General features: G+C 45.1%; 22 protein-coding genes. 18 read left to right on the top strand and 4 right to left on the bottom strand.

All coding sequences use genetic code 11. From position 1 onward, the window contains the following. The first annotated feature begins 29 nt into the window (after nucleotides 1-29). On the top strand, nucleotides 30-1,010 hold the full coding sequence (locus tag L3V31_RS07910; protein WP_237315541.1) for a DmsE family decaheme c-type cytochrome: 981 nt from the start codon (nucleotides 30-32) through the stop codon (nucleotides 1,008-1,010). 10 nt (nucleotides 1,011-1,020) lie between these two features. Beyond that, on the top strand, nucleotides 1,021-3,003 hold the full coding sequence (locus L3V31_RS07915; RefSeq protein ID WP_237315542.1) for an MtrB/PioB family decaheme-associated outer membrane protein: 1,983 nt from the start codon (nucleotides 1,021-1,023) through the stop codon (nucleotides 3,001-3,003). A 74-nt stretch (nucleotides 3,004-3,077) separates the two neighbouring features. Here the strand turns inward: L3V31_RS07915 and L3V31_RS07920 are convergent, their stop codons facing one another. The 3 genes from L3V31_RS07920 to rsuA all read right to left on the bottom strand — a co-directional run bounded on the left by L3V31_RS07920 (nucleotide 3,078) and on the right by rsuA (nucleotide 6,077). Further along, nucleotides 3,078-3,737 carry a DUF2913 family protein gene (locus L3V31_RS07920; RefSeq protein WP_237315543.1) on the bottom strand — a complete coding sequence of 220 codons (660 nt, stop codon included), beginning with the start codon at nucleotides 3,735-3,737 and terminating at the stop codon, nucleotides 3,078-3,080. After that, nucleotides 3,737-4,939, bottom strand: coding sequence for a Bcr/CflA family multidrug efflux MFS transporter (locus L3V31_RS07925; RefSeq protein ID WP_237315544.1), 1,203 nt, complete (start codon nucleotides 4,937-4,939; stop codon nucleotides 3,737-3,739). The genes L3V31_RS07920 and L3V31_RS07925 overlap by 1 nt, the downstream gene beginning before the upstream one ends. A gap of 436 nt (nucleotides 4,940-5,375) precedes the next feature. Continuing rightward, nucleotides 5,376-6,077 (bottom strand): 16S rRNA pseudouridine(516) synthase RsuA, encoded by a 702-nt coding sequence (gene rsuA, locus L3V31_RS07930; RefSeq protein WP_237315545.1) that lies wholly within the window; start codon nucleotides 6,075-6,077, stop codon nucleotides 5,376-5,378. Between the two features lie 121 nt (nucleotides 6,078-6,198). On the opposite strand from rsuA, the gene L3V31_RS07935 reads away from it, so the two are divergent. The 7 genes from L3V31_RS07935 (at nucleotide 6,199) to L3V31_RS07965 (ending at nucleotide 13,961) form a co-directional block, all read left to right on the top strand. Next, on the top strand, nucleotides 6,199-7,950 hold the full coding sequence (locus L3V31_RS07935; protein ID WP_237315546.1) for a DEAD/DEAH box helicase: 1,752 nt from the start codon (nucleotides 6,199-6,201) through the stop codon (nucleotides 7,948-7,950). A 133-nt stretch (nucleotides 7,951-8,083) separates the two neighbouring features. Next, entirely contained in the window at nucleotides 8,084-8,509 is a 426-nt protein-coding gene (locus L3V31_RS07940; protein WP_237315547.1) for a hypothetical protein, read from the top strand. A gap of 18 nt (nucleotides 8,510-8,527) precedes the next feature. Next, complete coding sequence (locus L3V31_RS07945) at nucleotides 8,528-9,187, top strand: response regulator transcription factor (RefSeq protein WP_237315548.1); 660 nt, start codon at nucleotides 8,528-8,530, stop codon at nucleotides 9,185-9,187. After that, nucleotides 9,177-10,526, top strand: a complete 1,350-nt coding sequence (locus L3V31_RS07950; RefSeq protein ID WP_237315549.1) for an ATP-binding protein — start codon at nucleotides 9,177-9,179, stop codon at nucleotides 10,524-10,526. The genes L3V31_RS07945 and L3V31_RS07950 overlap by 11 nt, the downstream gene beginning before the upstream one ends. Nucleotides 10,527-10,809: 283 nt before the next feature. Next, a complete protein-coding gene (rplY, locus tag L3V31_RS07955; RefSeq protein ID WP_237315550.1) occupies nucleotides 10,810-11,088 on the top strand; it encodes a 50S ribosomal protein L25 in 279 nt (92 codons plus the stop codon). 527 nt (nucleotides 11,089-11,615) lie between these two features. After that, nucleotides 11,616-13,319, top strand: coding sequence for a bifunctional UDP-sugar hydrolase/5'-nucleotidase UshA (gene ushA / locus L3V31_RS07960; protein ID WP_237315551.1), 1,704 nt, complete (start codon nucleotides 11,616-11,618; stop codon nucleotides 13,317-13,319). A 414-nt stretch (nucleotides 13,320-13,733) separates the two neighbouring features. Further along, a complete protein-coding gene (locus tag L3V31_RS07965; RefSeq protein WP_237315552.1) occupies nucleotides 13,734-13,961 on the top strand; it encodes a hypothetical protein in 228 nt (75 codons plus the stop codon). An 84-nt stretch (nucleotides 13,962-14,045) separates the two neighbouring features. On the opposite strand, the gene L3V31_RS07970 is transcribed toward L3V31_RS07965, so the two are convergent. Further along, nucleotides 14,046-14,294 carry a DUF1289 domain-containing protein gene (locus L3V31_RS07970; RefSeq protein ID WP_237315553.1) on the bottom strand — a complete coding sequence of 83 codons (249 nt, stop codon included), beginning with the start codon at nucleotides 14,292-14,294 and terminating at the stop codon, nucleotides 14,046-14,048. A 178-nt stretch (nucleotides 14,295-14,472) separates the two neighbouring features. Here L3V31_RS07970 and L3V31_RS07975 point away from each other — a divergent pair, with 178 nt between their 5' ends. The 9 genes from L3V31_RS07975 to L3V31_RS08015 all read left to right on the top strand — a co-directional run bounded on the left by L3V31_RS07975 (nucleotide 14,473) and on the right by L3V31_RS08015 (nucleotide 24,719). Next, nucleotides 14,473-14,919, top strand: a complete 447-nt coding sequence (locus L3V31_RS07975) for an META domain-containing protein (RefSeq protein ID WP_237315554.1) — start codon at nucleotides 14,473-14,475, stop codon at nucleotides 14,917-14,919. 369 nt (nucleotides 14,920-15,288) lie between these two features. Continuing rightward, nucleotides 15,289-16,434: an ABC transporter substrate-binding protein gene (locus L3V31_RS07980; protein WP_237315555.1), complete on the top strand. Its 1,146-nt coding sequence runs from the start codon at nucleotides 15,289-15,291 to the stop codon at nucleotides 16,432-16,434. A 9-nt stretch (nucleotides 16,435-16,443) separates the two neighbouring features. After that, nucleotides 16,444-18,153, top strand: a complete 1,710-nt coding sequence (locus L3V31_RS07985) for a thiamine ABC transporter permease (protein ID WP_237315556.1) — start codon at nucleotides 16,444-16,446, stop codon at nucleotides 18,151-18,153. Next, nucleotides 18,119-18,766, top strand: coding sequence for an ATP-binding cassette domain-containing protein (locus L3V31_RS07990; protein ID WP_237315557.1), 648 nt, complete (start codon nucleotides 18,119-18,121; stop codon nucleotides 18,764-18,766). The genes L3V31_RS07985 and L3V31_RS07990 overlap by 35 nt, the downstream gene beginning before the upstream one ends. Beyond that, nucleotides 18,759-19,370, top strand: coding sequence for a CDP-alcohol phosphatidyltransferase family protein (locus tag L3V31_RS07995; RefSeq protein ID WP_237315558.1), 612 nt, complete (start codon nucleotides 18,759-18,761; stop codon nucleotides 19,368-19,370). Before L3V31_RS07990 ends, L3V31_RS07995 begins: the two co-directional genes overlap by 8 nt. Nucleotides 19,371-19,494: 124 nt before the next feature. Then, nucleotides 19,495-19,971: a glycine zipper 2TM domain-containing protein gene (locus tag L3V31_RS08000; RefSeq protein WP_237315559.1), complete on the top strand. Its 477-nt coding sequence runs from the start codon at nucleotides 19,495-19,497 to the stop codon at nucleotides 19,969-19,971. Nucleotides 19,972-20,182: 211 nt separating this feature from the next. Next, nucleotides 20,183-21,712, top strand: a complete 1,530-nt coding sequence (norR, locus tag L3V31_RS08005; protein WP_237315560.1) for a nitric oxide reductase transcriptional regulator NorR — start codon at nucleotides 20,183-20,185, stop codon at nucleotides 21,710-21,712. A gap of 174 nt (nucleotides 21,713-21,886) precedes the next feature. Then, nucleotides 21,887-23,548: a hydroxylamine reductase gene (gene hcp / locus L3V31_RS08010; protein WP_237315561.1), complete on the top strand. Its 1,662-nt coding sequence runs from the start codon at nucleotides 21,887-21,889 to the stop codon at nucleotides 23,546-23,548. A 115-nt stretch (nucleotides 23,549-23,663) separates the two neighbouring features. Then, a complete protein-coding gene (locus tag L3V31_RS08015; protein WP_237315562.1) occupies nucleotides 23,664-24,719 on the top strand; it encodes a hybrid-cluster NAD(P)-dependent oxidoreductase in 1,056 nt (351 codons plus the stop codon). The last annotated feature ends 80 nt before the right edge of the window (nucleotides 24,720-24,799 follow it).

Raw genomic sequence — 24,799 nt, forward strand, 5'->3', positions numbered from 1 at the left:
GACGATTAAGGATGGAAAAAGGAATTGTTATGAAAGCAATCATTCAGCGGTGGTTAGTGGTGTTAATACTCGGGTTTGGGGTGATCTCTTCGGTAAACTCAGAAGAGGTTACCGAGGCTGAGCCGGAAACAGCGACCTTATCGAGAGAAGAGATACAGACCATATTGGATACGAAGTTTTCGGAAGGGAAATACTCACGTCGTGGGCCTGACGGATGTTTACGATGCCATGATGATACGTCCGATAAACCTGCATCAGGTATTTTCGATAACGTCCATGGTAAGGCCGCCAACATTCACGGCCCAATGAACGACAAACAGTGTGAAGCTTGCCATGGCCCTGCAAACAACCATGAGCGTAACCCACGTAAAGGGCAAGTCCGGGAACCAATGATCACCTTTGGTCCCAACTCCCCTGTTCCAGTCGAAAAGCAAAATAGTGTGTGCTTATCTTGTCACCAGGACGCTAAGCGCTCGACATGGCACAGTAGTGAGCACGCTTTTGAAGGCCTGTCTTGTTCAAGTTGTCACCAATTGCATCAAAAGGACGACCCTATGATGGTGGCTGAGTTGCAAGCGGATAAATGTACCGATTGTCATATAAAAGCGAAATCGGACATTCACAAGCGCAGTAGTCACCCGGTACTTGATGGCGTAATGACCTGCTCGAACTGTCACAACCCACATCAGACAGCCAACGAAGCGAGCCTCAACTGGTCATCTATCAATGACACTTGCTTCGAGTGTCACGCGGAAAAACGCGGTCCAAATTTATGGGAGCATGAACCCGTTACGGAAGATTGTACAGCCTGTCACTCTCCTCACGGTTCAGTCAATAAAGCCATGTTAAACAAACGTCTGCCAATGTTATGTCAGGATTGTCACCGCGTTCCTCACGCTAACGTAGCAATGCCTGAAAACGACTTGAAGGTTCGTGGTGGTAGCTGTATGAACTGCCATACTCAAGTGCACGGTTCTAATCACCCACGCGGTCAGACGCTAAGATATTAAGGAGGGTGGCATGAAACTTTCGAAAATCTGTATTGCTATTTCCCTTGCTTTATCTCTACAAGTACACGCAGATGATTACTCACTGCAAAATGCGCAAGAGGCTGATACCAGCCGCTGGAATTGTACTGACTGCAGTAGTGACGGAACCTGGAGTGGTGAAGTTGGCGTGGGTGTCGGTTACCTCGATAACGATGGTTCAACAAGGTTCTATAACTGGAACCCACCGCTTCATGGTACAACTTCAGATAACAAGCGTCTGAACGGCAGCTTAAATGCCGATATTGAGCGCTATGAAGACAATGGATTCTACAATCGTTTCCTTATCGATGATCTGGGATTACAACGCTTCTTGCTTCAGTGGGAAATCGGAGAGTTTGACGGTTTTCGTTTATCAGCAAGCTATAGCGAAACCCCATACTACTGGAATCGCTCATCATTAAGCGCCTACGATGGCAGTGCTGGGACACTGACTAGTGGAGATTTAACCAAATATGAGCACGAAGTGACTCGAGAAACCTTCAAGTTTGAGCTCAAGTACACACCTAAGACGCCTTGGCAGCCCTATGCATCCATGAAGCATGAGCGCAAAGAAGGCACTACCTCACTTTATTCAGCGACAATACCAAGCTATGGTTCCGGTCCCGGATTTATTCCTAAAGCGGTCGATCATGAAACGCTGAATACTCAAGTGGGCCTGAGTTATGTTGAAGACCTCTGGTTAGTTGATGTTGCTTATCGCGGCTCTTTCTTCCGCAATGACATGTCAGCACTCTATTATGGTGACATAACCAACCCTTACGCGAATCAACTTTCTTACGAGCCTGACAACGATTTCCACCAGTTTGCTGTATCGGGTAATTATCTCCTAAATCAACAAACCTTTAATGGACGCATCTTGTGGTCACAAGCCACATCTGAAGGCGGCTTACTCCCATTCTCGTTGTCCCCTTCTAACTCAGATACGTTCCGCGGCGAAACCAACACTTGGCAGATCAGTGCGGATTATCACAACAAACTCTCACGCGAGACAGCGTTAAAAGTATCTGCTGACTATTCGGACAAAGGCGACGAGTCTGACAGACACGATGTCGTCGGTGCAACACGTGACAGTTATGACCGAACCAAAACCAAACTGGAAGCAGCGGTCACTCATCGCCTCAATCGAGATATCCGATTAAATGCCGGATACGACTATACTCACGACAAACGAGAGTATGCGGATCGTAAAAGTATTGATGAACAAAGTATGTATCTCGGTGCGCGTTATCGTCCGGAAGCGCCATGGCAATTGGGAGGTAAGTTATCCTACTTATTCCGCGATGGTTCAAGTTGGCGAAATTCAAGTAGCGACTCGCCAAACTTACGGCAGTACTACTTAGCCGATAAAGACCGCATAGAGTTTCGAGGAGACGGTAGCTACGATCTATCAGCAGATGTACAACTCCTAGCGGAATTCTGGTACGGCAATGATGATTATGACAAACCTGACATTGGCATGAGTGAAGGTGAAGACTACGGCTATGATCTGAGTGTCAACTTCAACCTAGCTGAGGATCTGAATGGGCACGTGTTCTATAATCAACAAATCATTCGCTCAGAACAGCAACATGCGAATTCTGATGTCGTTGGTTGGAATAGATACAAAACAAAACTGAAAGATGATGTCACCACAGTTGGTTTTGGCGTCAGCAAAGATGGACTACTTGAAGATAAACTCACGCTTTCCCTAGACTACAGCTACAGCCAGGCGGACAGCGAATCATCGACCACATCTAGCGGCTATCAATACCCGGATAATGAGTACAAATCTTCGCGTCTTGAAGGTGTCGCAGATTATGAAATATCAGACAATCAAAGCGTTCAATTCAATATTCGTTACGAAGATTACTCTGAAGAAGATTACCTCTACAATAATGAAGTAAGTAACATGGGTGACGTTCTACAAGACTACAACGGCATCTACGGCGGAGTTTATTGGAAGTATCGCTTCTAGCCAATATGAGTGCTAAAACTAAAAAAGCATCAGAAACATTACGAATCTGATGCTTTTTTGTTTATCGGGGCAAATTATGCCTGAAAGCTGAGAGGAATCTCTGCTAATTGATTGCCTTCATTGGCAGGGAATATTAGGTATTCGCCATGGTATTTCACCATCGATTTATAATCCGTTACCTTGTGAACCATAAAGCCCGCCTGTGATGCTTTTTCGACAAACTCGGCATGATTACCACGAACAAACCAACTCATTGGTTTAACCAGTAACTCACCATCAAAACAGCTTTCACATTGGTCTGCACACAGTGCCAATGAGTTTTGACCTTCGGTAAAAATCTGAACCTTACCGCAGCCCACTAATTGCTCTGAGGTAGAGACTTCCCAGCCCGCTTGCTCCATTACGTCCAAAAAGGCTTCAACGTCAGAGTCTTTAATCACTTTCACTTCTTCACCTTCGGGGAAAAACTGTGCGTAATAGGCTGAAATACGATTAAAAATAAACAGCAGGCCTGAATCGTTCCCCTTTGAACGCCCCGCCTTTTGCCAACGGGTCAGATCATCCCCCACTACTCGGCCAAATTTCTGCGATTTCAGTGCTTTTGTTACCCAGCGAACCAAGTAATGGTTGTTAGCAACAGGCGCATTCGCCAACTTACCTGAGCGATGTTCCGCGTCCAAATCTGCCAACGCAGAGTTAACGAGATTCTGAATTTCTTTGGTGTAATCCGACATTACGCCTTTCTTCCTAAAGTCCAATAAAACAGTGCAGAAAGCACTGAACAAGCAAACATAACAATAACCATTGGCCAAGCCACTCCGCCAGGAAGTGCCGCCACCAACGCACCAATCAGCGACCCCATGCCAAACCTTAATGTACCTGCCAGTGACGACGCCGTTCCAGCCATTAATGGGTAGCCGCTTAAAAGTAGTGCCATCGCGTTACTACCAATTGTTGATAACGTCCCGATGAACAGCACAACAAAAGGCACTGTGCCCCATAAACCTAAATCCAACATCCAGCTCACTAGCAAACCAATGCCCGCAAAAAGCTGAACCGACAGACCAAAACGAAGCATGGTATGCGAGCCGACCTTTTTCACTAAGCGACCGTTAATGCTGGTCATGATGATCATCGCGACAATATTCAAACCAAACAGGTAACCAAAGTAGTCAGGTCGAACACCATATATATCAATATAGACAAATGAGCCTGCGGTAAGGAAAGCAAACATCCCAGAGAATGAGAATGCGCCAGCTAACATCAAGCCTAATGCTTCTGAGCTCGAACACAAACGAGCGTAGTTTCTTAGTGTCGTACGAAAGCGCAGTGGTTGGCGATTTTCTGGTTTCAGTGTTTCCGGAATCTTCCAGAATACTAAAGAAATAACCAAAACAGAGAATACAGCTAGTACCCAGAAGATTGAGCGCCATCCAAACCAGATCGCAAAATGCCCACCGATCAGCGGCGCAACTAACGGCGCGATTGTAATAACTAGGGTGACAAATGACATAGCACGGGCGAAGTCTTCACGTTCAAACATGTCGCGAACAACCGCTTGGATGATCACCGCTGCCGCTGCACCAGCAAACCCTTGTGCGGTACGGACATAAGTCAGCGCATCAATACCATTTGTAGTCGCACTCACGACGGCTGCTAAACCAAAGAACAACACACCTAAAATCAGCACAGGTCTGCGGCCAAAACTGTCTGAAAGCGGACCGTGGATTAACTGTCCGATAGCAAAGCCCGCAGTGTACGCTGTTAATGTGATTTGCACCGCGCCGGGCGCTACACCGAGATCTTTCGCGATCGCAGGCATCGCAGGTAAATACATGTCAATGGCAAGCGGTGTCAGTGCGCCAATCGCCCCAAGAACAATGAATAGTAAAAAGGAAATTTGGGATTGCGGAGCACTTTGAGCTTTTTCTGTCATTCTTTTACCTCTAGTTGTGTCCCAACCACTCGCACCCTGGATTGGATACTGTGATAAATAAAGCTTCTCGTATCGTTGATTGTAGGAATAACGACGAATCCAAATCTCGTTTTACAAGATACAAAAGGACGGATGTATACCAAGGTGCTTCAAACGAACTCGACACCAAAAGCATATGATAACGACCTAAATTCATACACTATCGATGATATTAAAACGAAAAATGATGGAGCTTGCTCCACCATTCATTTACTACATCAGATGTTTACGAGAAAAGCATGTGTCTTAGGTATCGCTCCTCAGTTAATGACTTGAGGTTCAACACATACTAAAAATGTCTGGCACTAAATCAATTTGGTAGGAACGGCCATTTTGAGCGAATTCCTACCAAAAAACCAGTTCCCAATAGGAACTAAATAATTTCCTAGAGCTATGATTAATTCCAGATTGAATCAATTTCATCTTGGGTCAAATAACGGTAATCACCCGGTTCTAGTGCTGCGTCCAGCTCAATAGCGCCTATGCGTTCACGATGTAAATACTCAACTTTGTTACCAAGTGCAGCAAACATGCGTTTCACTTGGTGATATTTGCCTTCAACGATGGTTAGCAACAACTCATTTTCAGCTTCATTTACGATCTCTAAACGCGCCGGTAGCGTCGCCTCCTGCTCATTGCGCAGCATGATGCCTTCGGCAAGTTTCTCGGCATAATCAGGCTGAATAGCATCAACTAGCCAGACACGGTAGGTTTTTTCACATTTGTGTTTTGGCGATGTAATACGATGCGACCACTTACCATCGTCGGTAATGAGTACCAGACCAGTCGTGTCAACGTCGAGACGACCAGCAAAATGGAGATTCTCGATTTTTGGCTCATCAAGCAACACGAATGCAGTTTGATTGTAACCATCTTCATGTGAACAAACGAAATCAGCAGGTTTGTACAACATAATGTAACGCGGCCCCGGCGCTCCAACGACACGGTCTTTCCATATGACTTCCGCACCTTCTGGTACCTTGAATGCCCCACTTTTTTGAATGTCACCATCAACGGTCACTTCACCACTCTTGATGATCTTTGTTGCCTGCTTGCGCGTCGCACCCAGAGCGTCACACAAATATTTATCTAAACGCATGAATACCTCATTGAATTATACCCAAATGCTCTCCGAATCATGGTTCAAAGATCACTTGGGTATAAAAGTCAGGTATTATAACGTTCCTAGTTGGAATAGTTGAGCAATTTCACATTTTTTCATGTATACACTTCGTCCCTATCAAGCTGACTCTGTAAAAGCAGTCATTCATTACTTTCGTAAACACTCAACGCCTGCTGTGATTGTGTTGCCAACTGGTGCTGGTAAAAGTCTGGTGATTGCCGAATTGGCTCGTCTGGCTAAAGGGCGAGTTTTGGTTATGGCGCATGTTAAAGAGCTGGTCGAGCAAAACCATGCTAAGTACGAAGGTTACGATCTTAAAGGCTCAGTTTTCTCTGCAGGTCTTGGACGCAAAGAAACCGATCAGCAAGTTGTGTTCGCCTCTGTCCAGTCGGTGGTAAGGAACTTAGATGCCTTCAAAAACCAATTCTCACTGCTGGTGATCGACGAATGTCATCGAGTGCCAGATGATAAAAACAGTAGCTATCAAAAAGTGATTACTCATTTGCGGGAGTTGAACCCGGGGATTAAAGTTCTTGGTCTTACAGCGACCCCTTATCGATTGGGCATGGGTTGGATTTACCAGTACCATACTCGCGGACAGGTGCGCACTGAAGAGCCTCGCTTCTTCCGCGACTGCATATTTGAATTACCGATTCGATACTTGCTCGATGAAAATTTTCTTACTCCAGCTCGCATGATGGACGCACCTGTTTTGTCCTACGACTTTTCGCAGCTTAAACCCGCCAATACTGGGCGCTACAAAGAAGCGGAAATGGATATGGTGATCGACAAAGCCAAACGTGCCACGCCACAAATCGTCGAACAAATCATTCAATACGCTAAAAACCGTCATGGTGTCATGATTTTTGCCGCCACGGTTCGTCACGCGCAGGAGATCCATGGTTTATTACCTGAGGGTCAAACCGCAATTGTCATCGGTGATACGCCAACACCGGAGCGTGACGCCATCATCCAAGCGTTTAAAAACCGTGAAATCAAGTATCTGGTTAACGTATCGGTATTAACCACTGGGTTTGATGCACCACACGTTGATCTGATTGCCATTTTACGTCCTACAGAATCAGTAAGCCTGTATCAGCAAATCATTGGCCGCGGGCTACGCCTGTCAGAAGGTAAGTCTGAATGCTTGGTTCTTGATTACGCGGGAAATAGCTACGATTTGTATCAACCTGAAGTCGGTGACCCTAAACCCGACTCCACCAGCGAGATCATCACCATTCCCTGCCCTGCTTGCGGTTTTAATAACAACTTCTGGGGCAAACTGGACAACAATGGCTTTTTGCTGGAACACTTCGGCCGCCGTTGCCAAGGTTACTTCGAAGACGAAGAAACGGGTGAGCGTGAGCATTGTGGCTATCGATTCCGAGCAAAATATTGTGGTGAATGTGGTGCAGACAACGACATCGCTGCGCGTATCTGCCATGAATGCGATGCCACATTAGTTGATCCGGATAAGAAGTTGAAAGAAGCGCTCAACCTGAAAGATGCGTTGATATTCGAGTGCACAGAGATGGACCTATCTGTATTCAAATCCCAAGACGGCAAGTCTCAGTTAAAAGTCACCTACTCGGGAGAACCATACCAAGGTGAAGGAAACGCCTTAGTACATGAGTTTTGGTCTCTAAGTACCAAAAAGCAGAAACAGAACTTCAAAGACCAATTTGTTCGTCCTCACCTAGCGGACAAGCATCGCCCGTTTGACGAAGCGTCTCCGACTCGAGTGGTGGCAAATCAGCATCGTTTTCGCTTACCACAATTTGTGATAGCCAGAAAGTCAGGACGCTTTTGGAAACTGCGTGACAAAATTTTTGATGATGAGCTGCAGTGATATTGAAGAAATCCGGCGATGTATTTCAGTTAAGTCAACGAAGTGAACCACTCAAGCAGCTAACAGGCAGGTTCACCTTCTATTCATATACCGCTGCCTATAATTCTGCCAATTGTTTAGAAAAGGTTTTATTATGAACAAACCAACCAATTCTCAGCGTGTTACGTTGTTTCTAAGCTTGCTTCCAGTGTTAATTTCAGCGTCAACGTTCGCACAGCAAAAGGATCTGACATCGTCGCAAGATGGCCATGCGATTGTACAGGATGTGATAAAACCTGGTACCGAGATTGAATTTTATGAAGACCAAGATGAGGTCTACCGCGCGGTGCAAAACGGTGATATTCGACCATTTTCTGAACTCTACACGACGGTCGAAAAGGACTTATATGGTCGTATTATTAAAGTAGAACTCGAAGAAGATAATAGTGCGTGGGTTTACGAATTAAAAATCCTCTTTGACAACAACGTCTTAAAAGTTGAATACGATGCTGCAACATTAGAAATGCTCGAAGTAAAAGGGCGTAGCTTCAATAAAGCACTGAAACCACAGCAACAATAAACGAACAAAGAAGCCACTATGAAAATACTTGTTGTCGAGGATGATCCTCGCATTGGTGAGCAAATCATCAAGACGTTAGAAAGCACTGGCTGGGTACCTGAACTCTCTCAAGATGGGATTGATGCGCTATATCGTGCGACAACAGAAGAGTGGGATGTGATCGTTCTGGATCTCGGCTTGCCTAAGCTGGATGGCTTGTCAGTATTGAACGGCATTCGAGATGAAAACATCAATACACCTGTCGTCATTCTCAGTGCTCGCGACACACTCACCGAACGTGTCGAAGGCCTTAATGCTGGTGCCGATGATTATCTCACCAAGCCTTTCGAGATGGTTGAGTTGATCGCCCGTATCCGTGCCCAGCTTCGCAGAGCTTCAGGTAATGCTTCTCCTGTCATGCAAATTGGCGATCTGAGTTTGGACACCCGAACCTCTAAAGTTATGTGGAAAGGCGAACCTGTTAGCTTAACCGCGCTCGAGTATAAAGTGGTTGCGTACTTTGTACATAATCCGGAGAAAGTAATTTCACGGACAGAACTGGTCGAGCACATTTACAAACAAGACTTTGACCGAGACTCAAACACCATTGAAGTCTTTATTGGCCGTATCCGCAAAAAAATCGCACCTAAAATCATCAAAACCGTCCGAGGCTTAGGGTACCAATTAAATGCCAAATAAATATCGACTACCGCTGTATCCGTTAAAACGGCTCAGTATTAAAAGTCGGCTGGTATTAGCGGCTGTTGTTTGGTTAACCGCGATGATACTTGCTGCTGGCGTCACCATCCCAACTCAGGTTTATAACTACATGGTGGACGACACTCGTTCCCAACTGAGCGTTTTTATGGACGAGATCGCCGCGCAGTTAGAAGTCGACAAAACCGGGCATTTGTCTCTAGCCGCACAACTTTCTGATCCGCGCTTTAGCAGACCTTATAGCGGGCTGTACTGGAGCGCCTCGACCAAAACTAACCTCGAACGTTCACGCTCTTTATGGGACAAAAGAATCGAGTATAAAGAGCTCGACAAAGACGCTTATGGCGCTCGCGATGAGAAGCTAATTACCTTGGAAAAGGTACTGTATTTACCCGATTATAATGGCCCTATTCATGTTGTTGTCGGTATTGATGAAGCCCCAATCAAAAATACACTTCAAACGTTAATCGGACAATTGTGGTTAATTTTAGGCTTGCTGTTTGCTGGTGTTCTCACCGTTATTTTGGTGCAGATAGCATGGTCTTTAAGCCCTCTTACTAAATTACAGAAAGAGCTCGCTGAGCTTAAATCGAGAAATAAAACCAGTCTGGAAGAGACCTACCCTAAAGAGATCTCTCCCTTAATCTCCGATCTTAACGCATTACTGTTTCATTATCAGGAGCTTTTAGAACGGGCACGAAACCATGCCGGGAATTTATCCCATGCGCTAAAGACACCGTTATCTGTCCTGAAAAACGAAGTACGCACGTTGGATACAAACGCCCAGTCTCGATTAGATGAACCACTGAATCAAATTCAATCACACATTGATTATCACTTAGGACGAGCACGAATGGCGGGGGCGATGAATATCCTATCAGTCAAAGCCAATCCAGCCGAACGAGTCGATGCCATTTCGATGGCCTTTGATAAAGTGTACGCCCAACGTGACATCACACTGGTCAGTGAACTCGACTCTGAATTAAACGTAGCGGTAGAGAAAAGTGATCTTGACGAAATGTTAGGTAACCTACTTGAGAACAGCTACAAGTGGGCAAACCAAATGATTCGTGTCCATTCTATTCACGATAAGGAAAATATCCGCCTTATCATAGAAGACGACGGTCCGGGGATTCCTAAAGAACAGTTAGAGCGTGTGACCCAACGAGGGTTTAGGCTGGACGAAGAAACACCAGGCTCAGGGTTGGGATTAAATATTGTCAGTGAAATGGCGCATAGTTACCGCGGGCAATTAGAGCTAGAAGCAAGTAAAATGGGTGGCTTGAAAGCGACACTTATATTGCAGAGAAGCCGCACTTAATCGCCGTGAACGGTTCTAGCTTCAGCTGAGAGTAAACGCAGAAAAGCGGTGAAAACAAATACAAGTGGCACATTTTTTGTTCTACCTATGTAAGGTGCATTTCTCAGACATACTTTATTGGGCTGTTTTTGTTGATTTAGATACAATTTTGGTTGCTGAAGCTCGGGTGGAATGATAGTATCCGCGCTCGCTTGAACAGTTCCTGTGTCAAGCCTTACCACAAACAACAAGGTCGCATTGTTGATTGTGAAAATTTATTTTTACTAATTTGAGAGTAAATACTATGAAATTCGAAGCAGTAGTACGTACTGAACTAGGTAAAGGTGCGAGCCGCCGCCTACGTCACGCTGGCAAATTCCCTGCAGTTGTATACGGCGGTGAAGAAGCAGCTGTAGCTATCGTTCTTAACCACGACGAAGTCATCAACCAAATGGACAAGCCTGAGTTTTACGAAGCGCTAGTTCTAGTTATTGATGGCAAAGAAGTTAAAGTTAAGCCACAAGACGTTCAACGTCACGCGTTCAAGCCAAAAGTTGAACACATGGACTTCATCCGTATCTAATTCCCTACCAAGGAATTACTCGGATTAAATCCAAACCTTTTGCATAAAAGATAACCGGACTTACCAACCGAATTATCTAAAAAATTTCAAAACCCCGGAGACTTACCACCTTCGGGGTTTTACTATTTTAGGCCCTTTAACCCTCACGCCTCAGAAAGAACCTTTACGCCTCAGAAAGCTGTCCACTGCCCTAACACGCACAAAGATCATGTACTATCTGCTTCTAAATTGAGACAGCAATAGAGAAATCTAAAATTTCAGTCTTTGTCTGCTTGATGCCTCAAAATATGCACCTGATTCCACACAAATAAAGTGCACTTCTATTAACCTCCTCACAAAAACAGCCTAAATAAAACACACATTTAACGCTAAAAACCGTTTCTGTTTATTTGTAGACCACGTTTGCAAGCTGAATAACTCACTGATTTGACACAAGTATAAATAAGAGCTTGATCACTAAACTTTCACATTAATTCCGTATATTGCACGCCGTAACAATAACAAAATCACAAACAAAGGTTCTACTTATGCAATTCTCCAAATCTCTATTGGTACTTTCAGTAGGCGCGGTTTTAGCAGGATGTGGGTCAGATAGCGATAGTATTTCTATCACTTGCGAAACCGCTGATTCATGCACAAAATTCACCGTTCTTCATACTAACGATAACCATGGTCGTTTTTGGCATAACAATGATGGCGAATACGGCATGGCTGCACGCCACACTTTAATCCAATCTATTCGTGCAGAGGTGGAAGCAAACGGTGGTGAATCCATTCTCCTCTCTGGTGGTGATATCAACACTGGTGTACCAGAGTCAGACATGCAAAATGCGAAGCCCGATTTTATCGGCATGAACCTGATTGGCTACGACGCAATGGCAGTCGGTAACCACGAATTTGATAACGCACTAGATATCTTGGACATGCAGGCTGAGCTGGCAGACTTCCCTATGCTAGCAGCGAACATCTACAAGAAAGATACTGACGGTAATGTAACCGATGAGCGTTACTTTGCTCCGTACAAAGTGTTCACGATTAACGGTCTAAATGTGGCGGTTGTTGGTCTAACCACAAAAGATACAGCAAAACTGGTTAACCCAGACAACGTGGCGGACATCCACTTCGCAGATCCTCAAGACGAAATTAAGAAAGTTCTTCAAGAAATAGAAGACAACGAAAATGTTGATCTTGTTTTCGCAACGACCCACATGGGCCACTATCACGATGGCAACCATGGCAGTGAAGCACCTGGCGATGTACTACTGGCTCGCTCTCTTGAAGAAGGTCAGTTAGATGCGATCATCGGTGGCCACTCGCAAAACCCTGTTTGTATGGAACCAGGCACCAACGAGTACGCGGACTTCAACCCTGGCGATGACTGTACTCCAGACCAACAGAATGGCACTTACATCATGCAAGCCCATGAGTGGGGTAAGTATGTAGGTCGCGCTGATTTTGAATACTTCGACGGCAAACTGCACCTCGCCAACTACGCATTGATTCCAGTTAACCTACTCGATGAAAACGATCAAGTGATTGGTGACTATTTCCAACCAGACGCGATTGTCCAAGAAACGCTCCGTACCTACCAAGAGCAAGGGCAAGAGCTACTTGATGTTGTTGTCTCTAGCACCGACGGAAAACTGGAAGGCGACCGCAGCGTTGTACGCTCTCAGCAAACTAACTTAGGTCACCTTCTGGGCGAAGCGTACCGCACATACAACCTGGTGAATGCCGATTTTGGCGTAATGAATTCTGGTGGTGTGCGTGACTCGATTCAGGCGGGTGATATTACGTATCGTGACGTCCTCACAGTACAGCCATTTGGTAACTTCGTAACTAAAGCGACCATGACAGGCCAGGAAGTACAAGATTACTTAGATGTTGTTGCGACAAAATCTGCAGGCTCTGGAGCTTACGCGCAACTGGATAACATTACACTGGATGTCGATTGTGATGCTGGCTCTGTATCAATCACTGATATTAATGGCAAAGGTTTCAACTTGGACGCAACTTATACCTTCTCAGTAATCAGCTTCAGTGCCGCTGGTGGTGACGACTACCCAGTCATTGACGTTGAATCGACTCAAATGACCGATGCTTCTGTGCTCAGAGAGTTCTTCGTTAATCACCCTCAAATCTCAGCAGCAAACTACGAGAAGAATTTAGGTAATATTCAGTACTTCAGCAATAGTCAGGCAGTGACAGGTTGTCCAGCAACCAGTAGCTAATGACTGAATTCATCATTTTTGTATAGGAGCTAAACGCTCTTACTAGCCGAAGTTTGTTTTAAAAAACCGGAACGTTTTTGTTCCGGTTTTTTATTTCCGTAAATTGCTGAAAATTCTCTACCTTCACAAACTGTTCAAAAAATGTTCATTTGTATTGTTGACGCCCCTGTGTTGGGCTTCTATGTTAGATAAGGTCTTTCGAAAATATAGGCTCGTCAATTAACTTTCCGGACATTTTGAACGGTAGTGAGAGCGAGTGTAAGAAAGATGGAAATGGCGTTGCAAACACTGCTCTCAAACAATTTGTCTTTGGACTCCAAACTACGGTGACTCGCCTCAACGCGTGCGCCAATGAGCAGCGATTCTGAACGTCAATATGTGTCAAATGCTGCCATCGAGTTCTGGAGGTCAAAAATGAAACGAGCCAGCAATAGCTACCGACTTCAAATGATTAAAGACGTGGTTACCCGTAGAGAACGAGAATCCTGTACGGATCCTATGGCGAGATACATCCATAGACTGATGGATGAAAATCCAACGAGCAAATTAGATGTTGAACTTAACCATCGATTTGCTGGAAACCACTTCGACGAACAAGCAGGAGGTTGGGTTAGCGATACTTGGTCTATGAAAATGAAGTAACGCCAGATGCCTGTATTACAGAGCATAATATGGATAGGATCTTCCCGGCTCACAAGACGTTAATGCGGGCTGGGAATAAACACTTTAAAACAAATCTTGTTGCGGTGAAATATCTTCTGCTGACTGTTCAACCTTTCCTTTCCCTGCTAACAGTTTTCTTCTGTAACGCTGACGACAAAGCTTAATCACATAAAGCTGCTGGGCAGGTGTGTACTTCTGCCAGTTAAATCGTTCTTCTCGCTTGCGCATACACCCTTTGCAATACCCCTTTTCATCAGCACTACAAATGCCAACGCAAGGACTAGGGACGCTAAAAAACTCCAATTGCTCCATGCTAAAACCGTTCTTTAATTGTGAATGTCAAAAACGACTCAAATACAACGATACATTGCTGTTACCCAGAGGTAAACTGCGTTATGTCAGGGCCATACGAAACTATTACCGTATGTTGACAAAAAACAGTGTTTTATTAATTACACTTATTCTCGTTTTTTATAACGGAGTCTATTAAATGAAGCTTAGTCTAAAAACGTTAGTTGCGGCAATCTCCCTTCCTGTCCTGATGACGGCATGTGCAAGCAACGGTGATAATGTGAAAAAAATAACGGCTCAAGACTTACAGCACCACAATTGGGAGCTGGTTAAGATAGATGGTAAAAACATTGAACTTACCGAACGTCAAAAAGCACCTCGCCTAGAAATTGGTGAAAACCTCACAGCTAACGGTAATGCTGGATGTAACAACTTCTTTGGCCAGGCTGAACTAAAAGACAACCAACTGCGCATCGAAAAGATGGGCATGACCATGAAAATGTGTATTGGTGACATCATGAACGTCGAACAAGCGATGTCATCGACACTATCTGACTGGAGTGACATCACGCTAACTAAAGGTGGTTTAGTTCTTAAAAACTCAGAGCATGAATTGACATTTACACTGCGTGACTGGATGAACTAATCAATACACCGAGTAAAGTGATTGGTATCAGAAAGCAGCCTACGATGGCTGCTTTCTTGCTTTTCGCCGCTCAGAAGCCTCTTGTCCCATCTTTAATATCAATCGATGTGCCACATTAATATATTCATCTGAAAGAATTTATTGCTCCGCACGGTCACTCTTATTCTTGAAATAGCACTTAAGTGCTCACGTTATATTTTCTCTAATTGACCTTTCATTGATGGCAATTCTATTAGTCGATGCGTTAATCCTACGGGTATTCACGTTGATAATAATAATAGATAGCTTACTATCCATGTAAAGGATTGAATTTTATAAGCCTTATCGCACTCATCGAAGTAAGAATAAATTAACGAAAGCGGATAATGTATGAATAAGCTATTTAGCGCCATCGGCATTTTAGCCACGGCTTTTACTACCAACGCATTTGCTGAAGATTGGCAAGCCATCGAGAAACAAGCTGATGGTCAATCAGTCTACTTTCATGCTTGGGGCGGCAGCCAAGAAATCAACCGCTATATCCAGTGGGCTGGCAAGGAGCTCAAGTCTCGCTACAATGTGACTCTCAATCATGTCAAAGTCACCGACATTTCCGAAACCACGACTCGATTGATTGCAGAAAAAGCCGCTGGCAAAAACACTGGGGGCAGTGTCGATATGGTTTGGATCAACGGTGAAAACTTCAAATCGATGAAGGACAACCAGCTACTATATGGTCCGTTTGTTGATGCTTTGCCAAACTGGCAATACGTAGACAGAACACTACCTGTCGATGTGGATTTCTCTGAGCCAACCGACGGACTAGAAGCGCCGTGGGGAGTGGGTCAGTTAGTATTCATCCATGATACGGAAAACCTGAATAATCCACCTCACTCTTTTGCAGAAATGCTCAGTTATGCAAATGCGTTTCCCAATCGTCTGACGTACCCACGCCCGCCGGAATTCCACGGTACCAGTTTCATTAAAGCGTTATTGATCGAGCTGACCAATAACGAACCAGCATTGCAGAAACCAGTAAACGCAGAGACATTTGAACCAGTCACGCAGCCGCTATGGCAATACTTAGATAAGTTTCACAAAGTGGCCTGGAGAGGTGGCCAACAGTTCCCGGCAGGCACAGCAGAAACACTGCAATTACTTGACGATGGTCAGATTGATTTAGCCATTACATTCAACCCAAATGCCGTTTTTTCTGCCCAGTCGAGCGGTACTCTTGCTGAAACAACTAAAGCTTATGCCATGGATACTGGCGCGCTATCCAATATCCATTTTCTGGCTATCCCATGGAATGCAAACGCCAATGCAGGTGCGCAAGTTGCGATAAACTTCTTACTAAGCCCTGAGGCACAGTCTCGTAAAGGCGATATTAATGTTTGGGGTGATCCTTCCGTACTAAGTAGTGAGTATTTAACGGGTACGGCAAAGAATACACAACAATTTAAATCGATTGATGAACCACACCCGAGCTGGCAAAACGCCCTAGAGCAAGAGTGGTTAAAACGTTACGGGAATTAGTACAAACAAATGTTAAGAGCGCTGTATCTAGTTATTATCGCGGTTTGTATTTTGCCCACCATCCCCGGCTTGCTAGGGGTGGTGGTTTCTGCGCTTGGCTATGTACCACCTATCGGTCTGACCCAGTTCTCGTTAAACGGCTTTGTTGCCGTATTTGACTGGGAAGGGGTATGGACCTCTATCGGACTCACTCTCTACTCTGCTATTTTCAGCAGTTATTTAGCGTGCATACTCACCTTTGCTATTTTGCAATCGGCTTGGAACAGCAGGTTTTGGCGAAAAATAGAGGTTATCCTGTCGCCACTACTTGCGATGCCGCATGTCGCTTTCGCTATCGGCTTTGCTTTTTTGTTTGCTCCGACAGGCCTAGGGGTTCGAGTTGCGACTCAATTCTTGGGTTTCGACCCAAACGAACAAACCGTTGATGACTTAGCTTTGTTGATTAAAGACCCGCATGCACTTGGTTTGATCATCATGCTGGCGATCAAAGAGACCCCTTTCCTGCTACTGATGAGTATTCCAATTTTACAGCAGCTCAATGTTGATAAAATTGAAAAAGTCAGCCACTCAATGGGCTACAGTACCGCTCAGACATGGTGGAAATGCATTTTTCCACAATGGTTAGCAAAACTGAGATTCCCTATGCTGGCCGTGATTGCTTATAGTTTATCGGTTGTCGATATCGCGCTCATTATCGGCCCTACTAATCCGCCAACTTTTGCTGTGTTGGTTTGGCAATGGTTTAATGATCCTGATCTGGCACTTTGGCCAAGAGCGGCTTCAGGCGCAGTGATTTTATTTGCTATTGCCACTGGGTTGATTGGCTTTACTCGTTTTGTCGAATGGTTAATCACAAAAGGCTTTAAGCGTTGGCAATATTCTGGACGATCGGGGCTTAGACTACCCGGAAAAGTGCTGTTTTCCCTGATCACATTGCTTACTTTTGTCATCGTACCTTTAATGGTGCTGTGGAGTTTTGCTCAACGTTGGCAATTTCCGGATCTCTTACCCAGTCGTTACACCCTGCGCTTTTGGCAATATGAATGGCATAGTATTTTAGGCACCATAGGGCAAAGTATCACAATCGCCTTGATCAGCGCCTCCGTTGCTCTAATTCTGGCGTTAATTGCCCACGAATATAAGCTTCGCTATCGCTGGCAGGTTCCGGGCTACGTCATTGCCATCCCTATGCTTATCCCACAATTGTCCGTACTTTTTGGAATACAGGTCGCGACTTTGTACTTTAACAGCAATGCCTACTTTTTCTGGGTTTGTTGGGCACACGTTTTCTTCGCTTTCCCATTTGTCTACTTATCACTGGACGGCCCTTGGCGCAGCTTCAATAACGGCTTAACTCGTGTTGCCCTTAGCTTGGGAAAAACACCGCTACAAACCTGGCTTAAAGTAAAACTACCAATTCTGTTGCCTGCCATTGTTTTCGCTTGGGCTGTAGGTATCAGCGTTAGCTTAGCGCAATACCTGCCGACGCTGGTGCTGGGTGCGGGTCGAATCAGCACAATCACAACGGAAGCGGTAGCGCTTTCTAGTGGTTTCGACCGCCGTGTTACGGCAATCTACGCGATTTGTCAGGCACTTTTGCCATTAATGTTCTTCTCTTTTGCAATTTTACTAAGCCGTTTAAACGGCAAATACCGCCGACTTTCAATGAAAGGTTTACTTAACCATGAGTCTTTGTCTCAAAAACCTCGCCATCCATAAAAACAATGGCGACACACTTTTCTCTGGATTTAATATCATTGTAGAGAAAGGCGAAATTGTTACCCTGATGGGACCAAGCGGCTGTGGTAAATCTACTCTGTTAGATGCCATTGCCGGACATCTCTCTAACGAGTTCCATTATTCGGGGTCCGTTACACTCAACGATGAAACTCTTGATCCACTTCCCGCGCACAAGCGTAAAGTAGGAATCCTATTTCAGGATGATATGCTGTTCCCTCACTTGACGATATGGGAAAACCTAGCCTTCGCACTGCCAAATACCATCAAAGCTAACGCAAGAAAAGAACACGCGATGCTAGCCTTGAGGAACATTTCCTTACTCAAAATTGCAAACTCTTTCCCCGACCAAGTTTCGGGTGGCCAACGAGCACGTATTGCACTGACACGTATGTTGCTTGCACAGCCCAAGGCAGCGCTTTTAGATGAGCCTTTTAGCAAGCTAGATAAAGACCTTAGAATCCAATTTCGTACTTGGGTAGTCGAGCAACTTCAACAAGCCAATATCCCAACTATAATGGTCACTCACGATGAAGATGACATTCCCGAAGGTAGTCGCTGTATAACTTGGCCATGGGAGACAGAGAATGCTTGATCGTTTCAGTATCAAAGTCATCAGGTGGCCCCTGACTCAAAGTGCGAAATTCGTCGATAAGTTTGGTATCACCGCTAACCAAACCACCCTATTTGGTTTTGCTGTTGGCTGCTTGGCAGTGCCAGCCCTGATCACAGAGCATTACTTGACAGCTCTTTTGTTTATCCTAGTCAATCGGTTTTGTGATGGGCTTGATGGCGCCTTAGCGAGAATTCAGGGGATTACCGACGCTGGTGGTTTTCTCGATATCAGCTTGGACTTTGTGTTTTATTCACTGATCCCTTTTGGATTTGTGCTCGCCAACCCCGAACAAAATGCCATTGCTGGTGCCTTTTTAATTTTCTCGTTTGTCGGAACGGGTAGTAGCTTTTTGGCATTTGCGATAATGGCCAGTAAACAGGGTATCGAGAATCCAGTTTATAAACACAAATCACTTTACTATATGAGTGGCTTGACTGAAGGCACGGAAACCATTGCTGCGTTTATTGCGTTTTGTATTTTTCCTCAAAATTTCGCCCTGATTGCTTACCTATTTGGTGCGGCATGCTGGTTCACTACCTTCACACGTATCTATTCCGGTTTTCATACGCTCAAAGACAGTTAAGACAGCTTGAAAATGTAAGTTTTTTGAGAAAAATTTCCCTTAAGTGACTGATTTGTAGAATATCTAAACACATATTAAAGTGGGGGTATATACTCTTTGTGTATAGAAACCATTTGGAGGTTATATGAAAAAATACGTCAAGGTAGGCATGTTGCTTACATTCTCCGTAATCGTACTAGGAGGCTGTACTTCTCCTAATCCTTACGGTGATGCATATGGCTCGGCAGACACTCGAAAAGTTCAGCAGGTTTACTACGGAACGGTGGAAAAAGTTGAACCAGTGACCATTGATGCCTCCACGCAATCCAACGCCATCGGCACAATCGCTGGTGCAGCAGTAGGTGGTATATTAGGCTCAAAAGTCGGTGGCGGTTCAGGCTCTGATATCGCCGCCATTGGTGGTGGTCTGTTGGGTGGTTATGCGGGTAGTAAAACCGCAGAGGCAACCGCGAAACGAAACGGTGTGAACCTAACAATCCGCTTGGAGGATGGGAAAATCATCTCTATCGTTCAAGAAGCGAACCCAAACATGATGTTCCAGCCTGGCCAGGCGGTACAAATTAACATGTATGGTAGTGACGCGAGGGTTGTTCCTCGCTAACCTGAGTACGCTTAATCGGCGTAATTGCTCTGGTCTTTTGGTTAAAATTCATAATCCGCGCAAGCATACATAAATAACACGTATGCTTGCGCGTTTCTTTTGAGTTCAAATTTGATCGTCGTCAATGGAACATCAAACTTCTGACATTTTCGATGTCTAAATGACATCAAGTTGTTAGCATAAGCCCTTTCCAGATAACTTTGGGCTTGTAATGACTCCTACTGTTGACCACGTACTCCTCAATATCGCATTAAACCTCAGTTCCAATCGCTCTCATGAACAGCAATATCAGAGTCTTATCGATGGTGTTGCACAAGTCTTTCCGTGCGATGCCACTTGCCTGTTTATTTTTGATGAAGACGGATTCCTCACCCCCGTTGCAGCGAAGGGACTGTCAAGCTCGGTATTAGGTCGTCGTTATTTTCCCAAAGCTCACCCAAGGCTCGATGCCATTATTCAAAGCCGGGAGCCTGTTCGGTTCGATGCTCACTGTACGTTGCCTGACCCCTTTGACGGCACATTGTTAACCGAAGACCAATGTATTGATGTGCATGACTGTATGGGATTTAGCTTGTATGTGGAAGGACAACTGGTTGGTGCCTTGACGATGGATGCTCTGGCAGTAGGCGCGTTTGATGATATCGACCCCGTTACGATCGAAACCTTTGCGGCTTTAACTGCAGCGACACTGCGTAACATCGCTCAATTAAAAGCGCTCAAAATTCAAAACCAAAAGCAGAAAAGCGTCACTCAAACACTTATCCAGCAAGCTCGTTCACAAAAAGGAGAGATGATTGGATTAAGTCCGCAAATCACTCAACTGCGTAATAACATCGCCACGGTTGCTCAATCCGACTACGCGGTTTTGATTACAGGTGAAACAGGGACGGGTAAAGAGTTGGTCGCGCATTCGGTTCATGCGCAATCTCATCGCAGCGATAAGCCAATGATCTACGTGAACTGTGCTGCCCTACCTGAAGGACTGGCTGAAAGCGAACTGTTTGGGCATGTCAAAGGCGCATTTACAGGTGCCAATAGCCACCGCGCCGGTAAATTTGAACTGGCTGATGGTGGAACGATATTCCTAGATGAAGTTGGCGAACTGCCTTTGATTTTGCAGGCAAAACTGCTGCGCGTTATCCAACAAGGTGAGCTTCAGCGTGTGGGTAGTGACCAGCATTTGATGGTTAACGTTCGCATCATCGCTGCGACTAATCGACAACTGGAAAAAGAGGTCGAAGCCGGTACATTTCGAGCTGACCTTTTCCACCGTTTAAATGTGTTCCCAATTCAAGTCCCGCCATTGCGTGCTCGTGACGGTGACATTCCTGTTTTAGCGGGGTATCTTCTTGAAAAAGTGCGCCAGCAATTCAATGCACCTAATATGCACGTTCATCCGAAAGTATTGACTCAACTTGAATCTTTACCTTGGTACGGAAACGTCCGCGAGCTTGAACACACCTTAACTCGAGCGGCTTTACACGCCATACAACAAGGTGCCGGAACTATCATGCTGAGTCACTTTGACACCTCACTGGCAATTGATGATGTAAAAAACACATCACATTATCTGCCAAAAGAAAGTCAGCCAATGCGAGTGTTAATAGAATACTATCAGCGAGATCTAATTGAACATGCTTTGAACCAAACAGGAGGCGTTTGGGCAAAAGCGGCAGAGTTTTTACAAATGGATCGCGGTAACTTATATCGAATGGGTAAAAAGCTTGGGTTCAATAAATAAACAGCCGTAAGAATATGATGTAATTAAGACATCAATCACGTTGTCTTAATTACATCGCCCGCCTCCTCACAAATACACAAAAAACTTAAAAATCAATAAGATAAATATTGGCACGCATTCTGCTATTCAGTGGTCAACATTACGACTATTAAAACAATCACTGGAGAACCCAATATGTTCTGTATTCAATGTGAACAGACAATTCAAACCCCTGCTGTTAAAGGTTGTTCTTTTACACAAGGTATGTGCGGTAAAACGTCTGAAGTATCTGACCTGCAAGACGTGTTGGTTTACACGCTACAAGGGGTTTCTTTTTGGGCATCAAAAGCACTTGAATTCAACATCATTAACGATGAAATCAACCAATGGGCACCGCGAGCGTTCTTCTCTACACTGACTAACGTAAACTTCGACCCTGAACGTATCCTTGAGCTAACATCTCAAGCCGCCGTTTACAAAGCACTGCTAAAAGAGCAAGTGATGTCTGCAGCCACTTTGGCAGACACCGAAGTTGCTAACATTCCTGCCGTTGCAAACTTTGAGCTTCCAAACAGCGCTGAAGCGATCCTAACATTTGCTCCTCAAGTCGCAGTTAACCGCGGTAAAGACCAAGTGCATGAAGATGTAATTGGTTTGCGTCTACTTTGCCTATACGGCCTAAAAGGTGCAGCAGCGTACATGGAGCACGCGCGTGTGCTTGAGCAAACTAACAACGACATCTACGCCGAATACCATGAAATTATGGCGTGGCTAGGTACGGACCCAGAAGATCTCGGTGAACTGCTTGATTGCTCAATGCGCATCGGTCTGATGAACTACAAAGTTATGGAAATGCTAGACCAAGGCGAAACGACGACCTTCGGTCACCCAGAGCCAACCACCGTTAACGTCAAACCAGTAAAAGGCAAATGTATTCTGGTATCTGGTCACGATCTTCATGACCTGGAAAAAATCCTGCAACAGACCGAAGGCAAAGGCATCAACGTTTACACCAACGGTGAAATGCTACCTGCACACGGCTACCCTGAACTGAAGAAATACCCTCACCTAGTCGGTAACTACGGCAGCGCTTGGCAAAACCAACAGAAAGAGTTCTCGAACTTCCCTGGCGCCATCGTGATGACATCTAACTGCTTATTGAACCCAGATGTAGGTCAATATGCAGATCGCTTATTCACACGCAGCATCGTTGGCTGGCCTGGTGTAGCTCACATCGAAGGTGATGACTTCAGCCAAGTAGTTGAATGTGCACTGGCGCAAGACGGTTTCCAACACGATGAAATCGAACACCACATCACGGTTGGCTTTGGCCGTAATGCACTAATGAACGCAGCGCCTGCGGTAATCGACCAAGTGAAACAAGGCAACATCAAACACTTCTTCCTAGTGGGCGGTTGTGACGGTGATAAAGCAGAGCGTAGCTACTACACCGACTTCACGGCAGAAGCACCAGAAGATACACTAATCCTGACGTTGGCGTGTGGTAAGTTCCGCTTTAACAAGAATACCTTTGGCGATATCAATGGTATCCCTCGCCTATTGGATGTGGGCCAATGTAACGACGCTTACTCTGCAATCCAACTTGCACTGGCACTGGCGAAAGAGTTTGACTGTGACATTAACGAGCTGCCACTGACACTCGTGCTTTCTTGGTTTGAACAAAAAGCTATCGTTATCTTACTAACGTTATTCGCATTGGGTGTGAAAGGCATTTACACCGGCCCTACGGCACCAGCATTCCTAACACCAAACCTAATTGCGATCATCCAAGAAAAGTTCGATATGCGCAGCATTGGCAATGTTCAGGATGATCTAAAAGCTATCCTAGCAGCCTAAGAGTCCTGCTCGTTATGCGCCTCCTAATCTGGGGGCGCTTTTATGCTCTAAGACCTTGAAGTGACTTGAGTATATCTATTTAGATTTTGAACTGGATCCAACCAAAGAGATTGTTATGTTTTTTGAATGGCAAGGCAACCAACCCGTCACGCTCCGTTGTATCGACAAATACTTCGAAACACACGATACCGTCAGCATCAAGTTGGCCGAATTAACCGAGTCGCTTCTATTTCAATTTAAACCCGGTCAGTTTATTAACGTGGGTGTCGAAATTGATGGAAAAATGGAATTTCGTGCCTATTCAATCAGCTCTGCAAGTGAAGACGACCACCTTCAGCTCACCATTAAGCGAGTAGATGGCGGTAAAGTCTCTAACTACATCATCGACTCATTACTACTTGGCGATACCGTCCAAGCATTGCCACCAACAGGCGAATTTAACTGCATTGACCACCCACCAGTTTTACACGACGGAAAAACAAAAGCGCTGCTCATTAGTGCGGGTTGCGGTGTCACGCCTGTGTTTTCGATGGCGAAACACTGGTTGAGTAATCATAATGAAAACGACAACGACGTGGATATCGAGTTTCTTCATATTGCACGTAGCCCAGCAGAGACGATTTACTATGATCAGCTAGAAACGTTCGATGCTGTGTATCCCAATTTTCATTTAAAGCTGTTGCTGAAGAGTCGCGAAGGAGCCTCCCACCCTCAAGGTCGTTTGAATGCAGACTGGCTACAAGAGCTCATTCCTGATTTCAAACAGCGCACGGTGTACCTCTGTGGACCAAGCCAGTTCATGCAAGATGTTCACGCTTATTTGAGTGAACTTGGGTTTGATATGGCAAACTTCTACCAAGAGAGTTTTACACCAGCAGCCAGTGAACCATCGGCTGTGTCCGATGAATCAGCCAGTGTCTTCGTCCCTGACTTTGGTCAAACCCTTGATGCACAAAAAGGTCAGGTACTGGCGGATGTGCTTGAAGGGGCGGGTTTACCGCTAATCGTAGCTTGTCGCAGCGGCATTTGTGGGTCTTGTAAATGCAAGGTTGGTAAAGGTAGCGTCTCTTCCACCAGCCAAGAAACATTGACACCAGAAGAGATAGAGCAAGGCTATGTGCTCGCCTGTTCATCAACTATTGAAGACGATCTAGAAGTGCAGATTGGTTAATACATTAATTGAATCACCAAATACTAAAAAAGCGCCACTTACAACTACATAGATGTAAGTGGCGCTTTTTGTTTCGTTGT

It is taken from the genome of Vibrio sp. J1-1, assembly GCF_021728395.1.
In the GTDB taxonomy this organism is placed as follows: Bacteria; Pseudomonadota; Gammaproteobacteria; order Enterobacterales; family Vibrionaceae; genus Vibrio.